14 protein-coding genes are annotated in these 13,610 nt (G+C 74.1%); 6 read left to right on the top strand and 8 right to left on the bottom strand.

Features of this window, described 5'->3' with window-relative positions; all coding sequences use genetic code 11:
- Positions 1-774 carry a DUF3159 domain-containing protein gene (locus GXP71_RS07580; protein WP_162352157.1) on the top strand — a complete coding sequence of 258 codons (774 nt, stop codon included), beginning with the start codon at positions 1-3 and terminating at the stop codon, positions 772-774.
- Here the strand turns inward: GXP71_RS07580 and GXP71_RS07575 are convergent.
- Positions 707-1,381, bottom strand: coding sequence for a TrkA family potassium uptake protein (locus tag GXP71_RS07575; protein WP_162352156.1), 675 nt, complete (start codon positions 1,379-1,381; stop codon positions 707-709). The genes GXP71_RS07580 and GXP71_RS07575 overlap by 68 nt on opposite strands.
- On the bottom strand, positions 1,378-2,028 hold the full coding sequence (locus GXP71_RS07570) for a TrkA family potassium uptake protein (RefSeq protein WP_162354255.1): 651 nt from the start codon (positions 2,026-2,028) through the stop codon (positions 1,378-1,380). Before GXP71_RS07570 ends, GXP71_RS07575 begins: the two co-directional genes overlap by 4 nt.
- Before the next feature lie 116 nt (positions 2,029-2,144).
- Between GXP71_RS07570 and GXP71_RS07565 the strand changes: the two genes are divergently transcribed.
- The 4 genes from GXP71_RS07565 to GXP71_RS07550 all read left to right on the top strand — a co-directional run bounded on the left by GXP71_RS07565 (position 2,145) and on the right by GXP71_RS07550 (position 8,717).
- The gene (locus tag GXP71_RS07565) at positions 2,145-4,148 is read left to right on the top strand and encodes an APC family permease (RefSeq protein WP_162352155.1); all 2,004 of its coding nucleotides are present in this window, start codon (positions 2,145-2,147) and stop codon (positions 4,146-4,148) included.
- Complete coding sequence (locus GXP71_RS07560; RefSeq protein WP_162352154.1) at positions 4,138-5,400, top strand: class I SAM-dependent RNA methyltransferase; 1,263 nt, start codon at positions 4,138-4,140, stop codon at positions 5,398-5,400. Before GXP71_RS07565 ends, GXP71_RS07560 begins: the two co-directional genes overlap by 11 nt.
- 85 nt (positions 5,401-5,485) lie before the next feature.
- Complete coding sequence (locus GXP71_RS07555; protein WP_124343900.1) at positions 5,486-5,662, top strand: translation initiation factor 2; 177 nt, start codon at positions 5,486-5,488, stop codon at positions 5,660-5,662.
- A gap of 247 nt (positions 5,663-5,909) precedes the next feature.
- Entirely contained in the window at positions 5,910-8,717 is a 2,808-nt protein-coding gene (locus GXP71_RS07550; protein ID WP_162352153.1) for an aconitate hydratase, read from the top strand.
- Between the two features lie 96 nt (positions 8,718-8,813).
- Here the strand turns inward: GXP71_RS07550 and GXP71_RS07545 are convergent, their stop codons facing one another.
- From GXP71_RS07545 to GXP71_RS07530, 4 genes are read right to left on the bottom strand one after another with little or no spacing between them, the layout of a single operon-like run.
- Positions 8,814-9,299, bottom strand: a complete 486-nt coding sequence (locus tag GXP71_RS07545; protein WP_162352152.1) for a DUF2071 domain-containing protein — start codon at positions 9,297-9,299, stop codon at positions 8,814-8,816.
- Positions 9,300-9,334: 35 nt separating this feature from the next.
- On the bottom strand, positions 9,335-9,763 hold the full coding sequence (locus tag GXP71_RS07540; RefSeq protein WP_162352151.1) for a DUF1801 domain-containing protein: 429 nt from the start codon (positions 9,761-9,763) through the stop codon (positions 9,335-9,337).
- Positions 9,764-9,794: 31 nt separating this feature from the next.
- A complete protein-coding gene (locus tag GXP71_RS07535; RefSeq protein ID WP_162352150.1) occupies positions 9,795-10,691 on the bottom strand; it encodes an arginase family protein in 897 nt (298 codons plus the stop codon).
- A 37-nt stretch (positions 10,692-10,728) separates the two neighbouring features.
- Positions 10,729-11,610 carry an aminoglycoside phosphotransferase family protein gene (locus GXP71_RS07530; protein ID WP_162352149.1) on the bottom strand — a complete coding sequence of 294 codons (882 nt, stop codon included), beginning with the start codon at positions 11,608-11,610 and terminating at the stop codon, positions 10,729-10,731.
- A 124-nt stretch (positions 11,611-11,734) separates the two neighbouring features.
- Here GXP71_RS07530 and GXP71_RS07525 point away from each other — a divergent pair, with 124 nt between their 5' ends.
- Positions 11,735-12,187 (top strand): hypothetical protein, encoded by a 453-nt coding sequence (locus GXP71_RS07525; protein ID WP_162352148.1) that lies wholly within the window; start codon positions 11,735-11,737, stop codon positions 12,185-12,187.
- A gap of 45 nt (positions 12,188-12,232) precedes the next feature.
- Here the strand turns inward: GXP71_RS07525 and GXP71_RS07520 are convergent, their stop codons facing one another.
- Both GXP71_RS07520 and GXP71_RS07515 read right to left on the bottom strand, forming a co-directional pair.
- Complete coding sequence (locus tag GXP71_RS07520) at positions 12,233-12,922, bottom strand: CoA pyrophosphatase (RefSeq protein WP_162352147.1); 690 nt, start codon at positions 12,920-12,922, stop codon at positions 12,233-12,235.
- Positions 12,919-13,608 (bottom strand): type 1 glutamine amidotransferase, encoded by a 690-nt coding sequence (locus tag GXP71_RS07515; RefSeq protein WP_162352146.1) that lies wholly within the window; start codon positions 13,606-13,608, stop codon positions 12,919-12,921. The genes GXP71_RS07520 and GXP71_RS07515 overlap by 4 nt, the downstream gene beginning before the upstream one ends.
- Positions 13,609-13,610: the final 2 nt, after the last annotated feature.

The raw sequence follows: 13,610 nt of genomic DNA, 5'->3' as shown, positions 1-13,610 counted from the left end.
GTGACGGAGGAACCGCGGCACGCCGCCGACCCGGCCGCCGCGGAGCGGCCCCTCGACGTCGTCGACGACGTCGTCCAGCCCGAGGAGGGCGGCACCGCGCGCGGCCTGCGGGCCGTGACGGCCGACGAGTTCTCCGCGCTCGACGCCATGGGCGGCGTCCGCGGGATCGTCGAGTCGGTCGCGCCCGGGCTGCTGTTCGTGGTCGTCTACCTGGTCTCCGGGCAGCGCATGACGCCCGCGCTGATCGCGGCCGGCGCGGCCGCCCTCGTGGCCGTCGTCGCGCGGCTCGTGCAGCGCACCCCGGTCACGCAGGCCTTCGCAGGCGTCGTCGGCGTCGGCATCGGCGTGTTCTGGGCCGTGCGCACCGGCCAGGCGGAGGACTACTTCGCGTACGGCCTGTGGACCAACGTCGCGTACCTCGTCGGGACGCTCGTCTCGGTGCTGGTGGGGTGGCCGCTCGTGGGCATCGTCGCCGGGCTGTTCGCGAAGGACGGGCCCGTCGCGGGCGGGTCCTGGTCCGCGGCGGTCGCGTGGCGGCAGGACCGCGAGCTGCGGCGGCGCTACACGCTCGCGACGTGGCCCCTCATCATCGTGTTCGCGCTGCGGCTCGGCGTGCAGGTGCCGCTCTACCTGTCGGCCGAGGTCGCATGGCTGGGCACCGCGAAGCTGCTGATGGGCGTGCCGCTGTTCGCGCTGGCCCTGTGGATCAGCTGGCTGCTGGTCCGCGGGTCAGGAGCAGGTCGAGCGCCTTCTCGTCCGCGTCACGACCCGTGACGAACAGCAGCTCGTCGCGCCCCTCGAGGGTGTCGTCCGGGCTGGGGGCGATCGGGCGCGCGTCGCGCACGATGCACGCGAGCACCGTGTCGGCGGGCCAGTCGATCTGACCGAGGCGGACGCCCGCGAGCGGCGAGTCGTCGGGCAGCGTGATCTCGAGGATGTCCGCGCGCGACTGGTGGAACGTGAAGATCCGGACCAGGTCGCCGACGGTCACGGCCTCCTCGACCATCGCCGTCATGATGCGCGGCGTCGACACGGCGACGTCGACGCCCCACGCCTCGTCGAACATCCACTCGTTCTTCGGGTTGTTGACGCGCGCGACCGTGCGCGGCACGCCGAACTCGGTCTTCGCGAGGAGCGAGATCACGAGGTTCGCCTTGTCGTCGCCCGTCGCGGCCACGACGACGTCGCACTCGTCGGCGCGGACCTCGCGCAGCGTCGGCAGCTCGCACGCGTCGGCGAGCAGCCAGTCGGCGTCGGCGACCTGCGCGACGCGCATCGCGGACGGCTGCCGGTCGATGAGCGTGACCTCGTGGTCGTGCCCGAGGAGCTCGCGCGCGATCGAGCGGCCGACCGAGCCGGCACCCGCGATGACGACCCTCACTCGGTCACCGCCGGGGCGTGCGTGAGGGTCCGCTCGACGAAGGCCGCGTCGTCGGCCCGGTACAGCGCGTGCACGATGTCGTTCTCCTGCAGGACGGTGTCCGGCGCCGGCAGCACGCCGTCGCCGTAGCGGGTGAGGTAGGCGATGCGCACGCCCGCGGCCTCCTCGAGCACGCGCAGCGGGCGCCCGATCCAGCCGTCGTGGACGTCGACCTGGGCCAGCTGGATCTGGCCCGAGGGGTCGCGGTACTCGTCGGTCGCGCCCATCGGCAGAAGCCGCCGCAGCACCTGGTGCGCGGTCCAGCGGACGGTCGCGACGGTCGGGATGCCGAGCCGCTGGTAGATCTCGGCGCGGTGCGGGTCGTAGATGCGGGCGACGACGTTGTCGATCCCGAACGTCTCGCGCACGACGCGCGCCGCGAGGATGTTCGAGTTGTCGCCGTCGGACACCGCGGCGAAGCCGAACGCGTCCTCGATGCCCGCCTGGGTGAGGGTGTCGCGGTCGAAGCCCATGCCGGTGACCTTGTTGCCGCCGAAGTCCGCGTCGAGCCGGCGGAACGCGTCGGGGTTCTGGTCGACGACCGCCACCGAGTGGCCGTTGTCCTCGAGCGACTGCGCGAGCGACGCGCCGACACGGCCGCAGCCCATGATCACGAAGTGCACAGGGCGTCACGCTATACCCGTGACGCCGTCCCGGTGAGCCGACGACCTGCGGGACCACCGGATGGTGCTGCGGGGTCACGGCGGGCCTAGCATCAGACATCGTGTCGGATCTCGCGGATGCCGCCAAGCGACTCGTCCTCGGACGCCCCGTCCGGAGCGACCGCCTCGGCCACACGCTCCTGCCGAAGCGGATCGCCCTGCCGGTGTTCGCGTCGGACGCCCTCTCGTCGGTCGCGTACGCGCCCGACGAGATCCTGCTGACGCTGTCGCTGGCCGGGCTCTCGGCCCTCGTCATCTCCCCGTGGGTCGGTCTCGCGGTCGTGGTCGTGATGATCACGGTGGTCGCGTCGTACCGGCAGAACGTGCACGCCTACCCGTCGGGCGGCGGCGACTACGAGGTCGCGAACACCAACCTGGGCCCGAACGCGGGTGTGACGGTCGCGAGCGCGCTGCTGGTCGACTACGTGCTCACGGTCGCGGTGTCCATCTCGTCGGGTGCGCAGTACGCCGCCACGGCGTTCCCGCCCCTGCGCGGGCACGAGGCCGCGTTCGCGATCGGGCTGGTGGTGCTGCTGACCATCGCGAACCTGCGCGGCGTCAAGGAGTCGGGGAGCGCGTTCGCGATCCCGGTGTACCTCTTCATGTTCGCGATCGGGTCGCTCGCGCTGTTCGGCGCCATCCGCTACTTCTCCGGCACGCTCCCGCTGTCGGAGAGCGCGGGGTTCGACGTCGCGCCCGAGGCGGGGTTCGACCAAGGTCTCGCGGGCCTGGCCGGCTTCTTCCTCATCCTGCGCGCCTTCGCGTCGGGCTGTGCGGCGCTGACGGGTGTCGAGGCCATCAGCAACGGCGTCCCGGCGTTCAAGAAGCCCAAGTCCAAGAACGCGGCGACGACGCTCGCGCTGCTCGGCGGGCTCTCGATCGTCATGATCATGTCCATCCTGCTGCTCGCGCAGGCGACGCAGGTGCGGTTCGCCGAGGACCCCTCGGTGCAGCTGCTGGAGAACGGCGTGCCGGTCGGCGACGACTACGTGCAGCACCCCGTGATCAGCCAGCTCGCGGACTCGGTGTTCCAGGGCGTCCCGGTGATGTTCGTGCTGGTCTCGGTGGTGACGGGCCTGATCCTGGTGCTCGCCGCCAACACCGCGTTCAACGGCTTCCCGGTGCTCGGGTCGATCCTGGCGCGCGACGGGTACCTGCCGCGCCAGCTGCACACGCGCGGCGACCGGCTGGCGTTCTCCAACGGCATCGTCACGCTGGCGGCCGCGGCGATCGCGCTGATCTGGGCGTTCGACGCCGAGGTCACGCGGCTCATCCAGCTGTACATCGTCGGCGTGTTCGTGTCCTTCACCGTGAGCCAGACGGGCATGGTGCGGCACTGGACGCGTGCGCTGCGCACCGAGCCCAACCCGTCGGTCCGCGCGACGATGAAGCGGTCCCGGGTCATCAACACGATCGGCCTCGGCATGACGGCCACGGTGCTCGTCATCGTGCTGATCACGAAGTTCACGCACGGCGCGTACATCGCGATCCTCGCGATGGTCGCGGTGTACGTGCTCATGAAGGGCATCAGCAAGCACTACCAGCACGTGCGCGCCGAGCTCGCGCTCGGCGAGGACGCCGACGCGCACCGGGCGCTGCCGAGCCGCGTGCACGCGATCGTGCTCGTGTCGCACCTGCACCGGCCGACGATGCGCGCGCTCGCCTACGCCCGGGCGTCGCGGCCGCAGCTGCTCGAGGCCGTCACGGTGGGCGTGGACCCGGAGGACGTCGACGCGCTGCGCGCGCAGTGGGAGTCGATGAACCTGCCCGTGCCGCTGCGCGTGCTGGACTCGCCGTTCCGCGAGATCACGCGGCCGGTGCTCACGTACGTGCGTTCGATCCGTCGCGAGAGCCCGCGCGACCTCGTCGTCGTCTACATCCCCGAGTACGTCGTCGGGCACTGGTGGGAGCAGCTGCTGCACAACCAGAGCGCGCTGCGGCTCAAGGGGCGTCTGCTGTTCACCCCCGGTGTGGTGGTGGCGTCGGTGCCGTGGCAGCTCGCCTCGACGGAGGGGCAGACGGGTCTCGAGGACCCGGTGCGGGGTACGGTGCCGCGTGGTTACTGAGACGACGGAGACCGTGGGCGCGGTCGTGGAGCTCGAGGTCGGGCCGGTCGCGCACGGCGGGCACTGCGTCGCGCGGCACGAGGGCCGCGTCGTGTTCGTGCGGCACACGCTGCCGGGCGAACACGTGCGTGCGCGGCTGACGGACGCGGTGGAGACCGCGAAGTTCTGGCGCGCGGACGCGGTCGAGGTGCTCGACGCGTCGGCCGACCGGGTCGCGTCCGCGTGGCCGGAGGCCGGTGCGGGCGGTGTGGGCGGTGGCGAGCTCGCGCACGTCGCGCTGCCCGCGCAGCGGGCGTGGAAGCAGGCGGTGCTCGAGGAGCAGCTGCGGCGGCTCGCGCGCGACGAGCGGTCCGTGCCGGTGCACGCGGCACCCGGCGACGACGAGCGCGGCGGGCTGCACTGGCGCACGCGCATCGACCTCGTCGCCGACGCCGAGGGCCGTGCGGGCATGCGGGGGCACCGGTCGCACGACGTGCACGCGCTGACCGGGATGCCGCTCGCGACCGAGCGGATCGAGGCGCTCGGGCTGTTCGACCGGCGCTGGACCGCCGGTGCGCGGGTCGAGGCGGTCGCGCCGGCCGGCGGGGACACGCCCGTGGTCCTGCTCGACGGCGCGCCGTTCGACCTGTCGCGCGGTCGCGTCGACCCGCGTCCGAACGCCCGGGCGGCGGTGCGCGAGGAGGTGCGACGCGGGGACGCGGCGCACACGTACCGCGTCGCGGCCGCGGGCTTCTGGCAGGTGCACCGCGAGGCTCCGGGCGTCCTGGTCGACGCCGTGCTGGCCGGCCTGGGCGACGTGACCGGGGCGACCGTGCTGGACCTGTACGCGGGCGCGGGCCTGTTCACGCTCCCGCTCGCGGACGCGGTCGCCGACGGCGAGGTGGTGTCGGTCGAGGGCGACGCGCGCGCGGTGCGGGACGCGCGGCGCAACGTGCACGACCGGCCGAACGTCGAGCTGCACGCGGGCGACGTCGCGCGCGTCCTCGCGGGCACGCAGGACGCCGACTCGGACGTCGTGCACGCCGACGCGGTCGTGCTCGACCCGCCGCGCGCCGGGGCCGGTCGCCGCGTCGTCGACGCGATCACCGCGCTGCGTCCCGAGCGCGTCGTGTACGTGGCGTGCGACCCGGCCGCGCTCGCGCGTGACGTCGCGCTGTTCGGGGGCGCGGGCTACGGGCTGGTCGACGTCCAGGGGTACGACCTGTTCCCGATGACCCACCACGTCGAGGCCGTCGCCGTCCTGTCGCGCTGAGCCGCACGCCGCCGCGACGGCCGCGCTGACCAGCGCTAGCGTGGGCGGGAGCCGGACCGCGGCGGCCCGGCGGAGGGAGGCACCCGTGACCGAGAAGGACGCGGCGCACCGCCTGGCGGAAGCGAGCCGGCTGGCGACGCAGGAGCTCCACAAGCAGGGCACGCCCGACTACGACCCGCGCGCGCACGAGCGGGCCGTGGAGGCGGAGCGCAAGGCGCTCGACGCCCTGGAGGCCGAGAAGAAGGCGTCCGGGACGACCTGACCGACCGCGCGGCCCGTCGGCCCCCGTCGTGGTCCGGCCCGTCGCCGGACCGGTGACGGGGGCCGCGGCATGTCGGTCCGGGCGACGCGCCCGGAGCGTGGACGGAGGTGCGCCGAGCCGTGTCGAGCATGTATCTTGACGTCGAGATAATTCGCGACCCGAGCCGCCGTAGGCTGGGAGGTCGCACCGTCCTGCCGCCTGGGTGACCCCCATCCCCGGGCAGACTCGCCCAGCGAAGGAGCACCACGTGAGCAGCGTCGACAGCTTCGGATCGAAGGGAACCCTCGAGGTCGGTGACGCCTCGTACGAGGTCTACCGCCTCGCGGCGGTCCCCGGTCTGGAGCGCCTGCCGTTCAGCCTCAAGGTCCTCGCGGAGAACCTGCTCCGCACCGAGGACGGCGCGAACATCACCGCCGACCACGTGCGCGCGCTCGCCGGCTGGGACCCGAACGCGCAGCCCGACACCGAGATCCAGTTCACGCCGGCGCGCGTGATCATGCAGGACTTCACCGGCGTGCCCTGCGTCGTCGACCTCGCCACGATGCGCGAGGCCGTCGCGGAGCTCGGCGGCGACCCGTCCCGCATCAACCCGCTCGCGCCCGCCGAGATGGTCATCGACCACTCCGTGCAGATCGACGTCGCGGGACGCCCCGACGCGTTCGAGCGGAACGTCGAGCTCGAGTACCAGCGCAACCGTGAGCGCTACCAGTTCCTGCGCTGGGGCCAGACGGCGTTCGACGACTTCAAGGTCGTCCCGCCGGGCACCGGCATCGTGCACCAGGTCAACATCGAGTACCTCGCGCGCGGCGTCATGGTCCGTGACGGTCGTGCCTACCCCGACACGTGCGTCGGCACCGACTCGCACACGACGATGGTCAACGGCCTCGGCGTCCTGGGCTGGGGCGTCGGCGGCATCGAGGCCGAGGCGGCCATGCTCGGCCAGCCGGTGTCGATGCTCATCCCGCGCGTCGTCGGGTTCAAGCTCACGGGCCAGATCCCGTCGGGCGTGACCGCGACCGACGTCGTGCTCACCATCACGCAGCAGCTGCGCCAGCACGGTGTCGTCGGCAAGTTCGTCGAGTTCTACGGCGACGGCGTCGCCGCGGTGCCGCTCGCGAACCGCGCCACGATCGGCAACATGAGCCCCGAGTTCGGCTCGACGGTCGCGATCTTCCCGATCGACGGCGTGACCATCGAGTACCTGCGCCTGACCGGCCGCTCGCAGGAGCAGCTGGCGCTCGTCGAGGCGTACGCCAAGGAGCAGGGCCTCTGGCACGACCCGTCGGCCGAGGGCTACACGGAGCCGGTCTTCTCCGAGTACCTCGAGCTCGACCTGTCGACGGTCGTCCCGTCGATCGCCGGCCCGAAGCGCCCGCAGGACCGCATCGAGCTGTCCGAGGCCAAGGAGTCGTTCGCGGCGTCGATCCTCGACTACGTCGACCCGCACGAGGCCGCCGCGTTCACCGGTCTCGACGAGTCCGTCGAGGAGACCTTCCCGGCGTCCGACCCGATCGCGGCCAGCGCGCACACCGACTCGTCCGACGCACCCGCGGGCGCGCTGCACGGCGACTCGGCCCACCGCCCGCACAAGCGCGTCCCCGTGACGCTCGCGGACGGCACCCGGACCGAGCTGGACCACGGGCACGTCGTGATCGCGTCGATCACGTCGTGCACCAACACGTCGAACCCGTCGGTCATGCTGGCGGCGGCGCTGCTCGCGCGGAACGCGGTCGAGAAGGGCCTCACGGCGAAGCCGTGGGTCAAGACGTCGATGGCGCCCGGCTCGCAGGTCGTCACGAACTACTACGAGAAGGCCGGCCTGTGGCCGTCGCTCGAGAAGCTCGGCTTCCACCTGGTCGGCTACGGCTGCGCCACGTGCATCGGCAACTCGGGCCCGCTGCCCGACGAGGTGTCGGCGACGGTCAACGAGCACGACCTGTCGGTCGTCTCGGTGCTGTCGGGCAACCGCAACTTCGAGGGGCGCATCAACCCCGACGTGAAGATGAACTACCTCGCGTCGCCGCCGCTGGTCATCGCGTACGCGCTGGCCGGGACGATGGACTTCGACTTCGAGAACGAGCCGCTCGGCACGACCGAGGCCGGCGAGCAGGTGTTCCTCCGCGACATCTGGCCGTCGCCGCAGGACGTGCAGGCGACGATCGACGCGTCGATCGACCGTCAGATGTTCACCGAGGACTACGCCGACGTGTTCACCGGCGACGAGCGGTGGCGCTCGCTGCCGACGCCCGAGGGCAACACGTTCGAGTGGGACGCCGAGTCGACCTACGTCCGCAAGCCCCCGTACTTCGAGGGCATGGGCGCGACGCCGGAGCCCGTCACCGACATCACCGGCGCGCGCGTGCTCGCGAAGCTCGGCGACTCGGTCACGACCGACCACATCAGCCCCGCGGGCTCGATCAAGGCGGACAGCCCGGCGGGCGTCTACCTGGCCGAGCACGGCGTCGAGCGTCGGGACTTCAACTCCTACGGCTCGCGCCGCGGGAACCACGAGGTCATGATCCGCGGCACGTTCGCGAACATCCGCCTGCGCAACCAGCTCGTCCCCGGCACCGAGGGCGGGTTCACCAAGAACCTGCTCACGGGCGAGGACACGACGATCTACGACGCGTCGGTCGCCTACCAGGAGGCGGGCGTGCCGCTCGTCGTCCTCGGCGGCAAGGAGTACGGCTCGGGCTCGTCGCGCGACTGGGCGGCGAAGGGGACGCGTCTGCTCGGCGTCCGCGCGGTCATCACCGAGTCGTTCGAGCGCATCCACCGCTCGAACCTCATCGGGATGGGCGTGCTGCCGCTGCAGTTCCCCGAGGGCGAGAACGCGGACTCCCTCGGCCTGGACGGCACGGAGGTGTTCGACATCGCGGGCGTCACCGAGCTCAACGAGGGCCGCACGCCGCGCACGGTGCACGTCACGGCCACGAAGACCGACGGCGGCGTCGTCGAGTTCGACGCGGTCGTGCGCATCGACACCCCCGGCGAGGCGGACTACTACCGCAACGGCGGCATCCTGCAGTACGTGCTGCGGTCGCTCGTCAGCTGACGCCGACCACCGCCCGACGGGCCGTCTCCCTCTCCGGGAGGCGGCCCGTCGCCGTCCCGGGCCGTCGCGGACCGGTGATCCGTCGGCCGCGTGCGGTCACGGCAAGGACGGACGGGGGACGCCGACGCCGCGTGACCACAGGGCGTGCGGGGGACCGGACGGCGGCGGCAGACCGCACGCGCGCAGCAGCGGTGTGCGCAGACCGGTGACCGTGGCCGCGTGCACGTAGGGCAGCCCCAGCTGCCGCAGGCCCGCGACCACCGCCCGGCTCGGGGCGAGCAGCGCGAGGAACCAGATGCCGTCCGTCGCAGACGCGGGGTGGCGCACGTACGTGCGGACGTTCACCTCGACGAACCGCGCCCACGCGCGAGGCGGCGGCAGCGCGCCGAGACGGACGTCGCGCATGACGAACGGTGTGAGCCCCACCCAGGCGCGCCCGTCGAGCACGTCGACCTCGAGCCCGTCGGGGAGCAGCGGCGCCACGGCCCGGGGCGGGTACGACCAGTGCAGGGACGTGAGCGACTCCCAGCGGTGCAGGCTCGTGGCGACGGGCACCCGGTGGTCCGCCACGCGACCGCTCACGGGTGGTCACCGCGCCGGCCGCCCACGGCGGCGGCCTACGCCTGCCCGAAGCCGGGTGCGGTCGTGACCGCCCAGGACCGTCGCAGGAGCTCCTCGAGCACCGTCTGGTCGATCGCGTCCAGGTCCTTGAGGTAGAGGCAGCTGACGCTCGTGGTGTGTGGTCCGAGCTCCGCCAGCAGGTCGGCGTGGGCGCCGAACCCGTCCGGGAGGTAGACGGTGGTCGACGCGCGGCGCGGCGAGAAGCCGGCGGCGGCCGCGTCGCCCTCGCGGCCCGACGCGTAGCGGTAGTGGTACCGGCCGTACCCGATGATCGACGGCCCCCACAGGCGTGGCGTCTCGCCGGTCACGCGGCCGTACAGCGCGAGCAGGCGGCGGGCGTCGCGGCGGCGGACCGGGTGGTCGACGGCGTCCACGAAGGCGACGACGTCCGCGTCGGTGGGGACGGTCTTCGGCTGGTCGGCCATCGGCCCAGTATCGCGGGGTGCCGCCGCGAGGTCACGGGTCGACGGCGAGCGCCTCGGCGAGCAGCGCGACGAGCGCGCGCAGGTGCGTGCCCGCGTCGTCGTCCCTGTCGGGGTTGGCCTCGACGACGACGAGGCCCGCGAAGCCGTCGGCACGGACCAGCGCGCGCAGCAGCCGCGCGAGGACCGGGGGCGTGAGGCCGCGGCCGTACGTCGGGACGTCCGCCAGCGGCAGCGTGAAGAAGTCGAGCACGTCGACGTCGAGGTGCACGACGAAGCCGTCGGGCCCGGCGACGCGCACGGCGTCCGCCGCGGAGGCCTCGGGCCCGGTGCCGACGACGGACGCCGGCAGGCGGGTCGCGGGCACGAGTCCGTGCACGTCCTCCTCCTCGTCCGCGTACCCGACGAACGCCAGCCGGTCGGCCGTCAGGAGCGGGCGACGCGGGCCGAGCCCGGCGAGCGCGCCGTGCGCGCCCGGGAGGTCCAGCGCGTGCGCCACGCCCATGGAGTCGGCGATCGGCTCGTCGGTGTGGTCGCCCGGCAGGTGCAGGTCCTGCCCGCCGTCGACGTACACGACGCCCAGGTCGCGGCCGGCGTCGGCCGCCGCGGCGAGGACCGCGAGCATCACCGTGCACTCGCCGCCCACGACGAGCGGCACGTGACCCGCCGCGAGCACGTCGACCATCGCGGCGCGCGCCTCCTGGAGGGCGGCGGCGACGCGGTCGACGTCGTGCGGGACGGTGCGCGCGGGTGCGTCGTGCCGCCACCGGGCGGGGGTCGTGTCGCCGTGGTCCACCACGTCACGGCCGGCGGCCCCGAGCGCGTCGACGAGCCCGGCCGCACGCAGCGCGGCGGGCGCGCGCTCGAGCCCGGGGGCGTGGGCGGCGGCACTGGACGGCACACCGAGAAGTCCGAGCGGCAGGGTCGTCATGCCCGCCACCGTACGGACGAGGCCCGACACGCACCGCTCAGTCGGCGAGGGCCTCGGCGAGCGCCCCGCGTCCGACCTCCGCGAGGTGCGGGTGGTCGACCGGGTGCTGGAGCAGCACCACCGCGAGGTGCAGCGCCCACGCCTGCGCGCGTCGCCACGTCGCGTCGTCCCAGCCGCACGCCGCGTCGACGCGCTCGCGGAACGCGCGCCGCCCGTCGGCGTCGAACGTGAGCCACGCCGTCGCGAGGTCCGACGCCGGGTCGCCCGAGGTCACGTCGCCGAAGTCGATGAGCGCGTGCAGCCGGCCGTCGCGCACGAGCAGGTTGGCGGGGTGCGGGTCGCCGTGCAGCCACAACGCCGGGCCGTCCCACGCGGGGGCGGCGGCGAGCTCGGCACGCCGCTCGAGCACCCGGCCGGCCTCGGGGAGCGCGATCCGGTCCAGCCGGTCGCGCAGCGCCGTGGTGTCGGGGGACAGCGGGCCGCCGCGGAACGGGTTGCCGGGCGCGTCGGGAGGCGCCGGCCGGTGCAGCGCCACGAACACGTCCGCGAGGTCCGCGGCCCACGCCGTGCGGTCGGCGACGGGCGTGCTCCACGCCGGCTGCGCGTGGAACCACGGCACGACGCTCCACGCCCACGGGTAGCCGTCGCCCGGCACGCCGACGCGCACCGGGACGGGTGTCCGGACGGGCAGCCGCGGCGCGAGGACCGGCAGCCACCGCTGCTCGTGCGTGACGAGCGGCGCGGACACCGACCGGACGGGGAACCGCAGCGCGAGGTCGTCGCCGAGGCGCCACAGGACGTTGTCCCACCCGGTCCCCGCAGGCGTCAGCGGCAGGTCGGCGAGGTCGGGGTGCTGCGTGCGCAGCAGGCTGCGCACCAGCGTCTCGTCGACGTCGGTCTCGATCACCGGGTGGGTCACGGTGCTCCTCTCGCGCGGTGCGCCCTGCGGGGTGGATCGGGGGGCGAACGCCCGCGGGCGTCGGTCCGCCAGGCTACGGTGCGGTCGACGGGCGCGACGGCGCGTCGGTCGGCGGGAGGTCGCGGTGAGGGCGGGAGCGCGGGCGCACGGGACCCGGCGCACGGTGCGTGCCGGGGCCGCCGCGGCGACGGTCCTGGTGCTCGTCGCGTGCGGGACCGGCAGCGAGGCCGGCTTCGGGACGCCCACGCAGCAGAGCGTCGGGGAGGTCCCGGGCGAGCGGACCGACGTCGAGGGCGTCCTGCGGGTCGAGGCGAACGGCTGCTTCACGCTCGAGCTCGACGACGGCACGCGTCCGTGGATCGTGTGGCCCGAGGGGACCACCATGGACGCCGACGTCGTCGTGCCGGGCACGACGCGTGCGACGGACGGCGACCGCCTCGCGGGGCGCGGTGTCCTCGTCGACGCCTCGGCGCTGCCCGGCTGGGAGAACGCCGACTCGTACGCCCACGCGTTCGGCGCGTTCTGCGACGCGGCCGTGGTCGGTGTCGTCGCGCTCGACGAGGTGGACCGGCGCTGACGGCGGCGGGGCCGCTCGGCCGGGACGACCGGGGCGTGCAGACGGTCAGTGCGGCGGCCGGACCTCGCGGCGCACGTCCCACGGCACGGCCCAGCCGAGCGCGTCGAACATCCGGCTCAGCACGATGCCGGTGAAGCCCCACACGACCAGGTCGTCGACGACGAACGCGGGCGTCCGCACGCGCGCACCGAAGCGCTCGTGCACGACGCTCGCGCGGTTCGCCGGGTCGAGCAGGTCGGCGACGGGGACGCGGAAGACGTCGACCGTCTCGGCGTGGTCGACCGCCGCCACCTGGGACGGGCGCGTCCACCAGGCGGGGACCGGTGTCACGAGGTGGTTGCTCACCGGAACGGCGAGGGTCGGCAGCGTGCCCAGCACCTCGACGCCGGACGGGTCCAGCCCGGTCTCCTCGACGGCCTCGCGGACTGCCGCCGCCGCGGGGGAGCGGTCGGTCGGCTCGGTACGCCCGCCCGGGAACGCGACCTGACCCGCGTGATGGCCCAGGGTCGCCGCACGACGCTGGAGCAGGACGTCGAGGTCGCGTGCCACCGCCGGTTCGCCCGTGCCGGCGTCGGTCGCGTCGAGCACGCCGAAGAGCACGAGCACCGCCGCAGGCCGGGCGGCGGACACGTCGGGGAGCACCCGCGTGGGGTCGACGCGCCAGTCCAGCCCCCGGGAGCACAGGTCGAGGAGCTCGGACCGGGCACCGGCCGGCGTCGTCGCGTCCGCCGTCATCCGCGCGCCCGGACGAGCTCCCCGAACGCCGCGAACGCCTTCTCGGCGGCGGGCACCAGGGCCGGCAGGTGCCGGGTCCCGTCCGCGCGCACCGCGTCGACGTCCTCGGGCTCGAGGTCCGCCGTCATGTCGGGCGTCCCCAGCCACAGGTCGAGCATCGACGCGGTGACCTCGGGGTGGAACTGGAGCCCGAGCGCGCTCCCGGCGCGGAACGCCTGCACGGGCGTGGCCGGGGTCGACGCGAGCAGCGTCGCACCCGCCGGGAGGTCGACCGCGTCGGAGTGCCAGTGCAGCACGGTCGGCCGTTCGCCGAGCGCGCCCAGGACGAGGTCCTCGGCGACGACGTCGACCGGGGCGAACCCGATCTCCGTGCCGTGCCGCAGGTGCAGCCGTGACCCGAGCGCGAGCGCGAGGATCTGCATGCCCAGGCACACGCCGAGCACGGGCACGTCCGCGTCGACCGCGTCGGCGAGCAGGCGGCGCTCGGCCGCGAGGCCGGGGAACCGCTCGTCGTCGCCGTCCATCGGCCCGCCCATGACGACGACGCCGCCGACCTCGTCGAGCGCGGGCAGCCGCGGCTCCGCGTCGTGAAGCACGGTGCGGATCTGCAGCGGCCCGTCGATGCCGGCCGCGATCAGGCCGGGTCCCTCGTGCGGGACGTGCGTGAGGACGAGGACGGGGCGCACGC

It is taken from the genome of Cellulomonas sp. H30R-01 (assembly GCF_010119915.1).
Lineage (GTDB): Bacteria > Actinomycetota > Actinomycetes > Actinomycetales > Cellulomonadaceae > Cellulomonas > Cellulomonas algicola.
The sequence above is the reverse complement of the archived record's forward strand: the minus strand, read 5'-3'. Positions and strand labels throughout refer to the sequence as shown.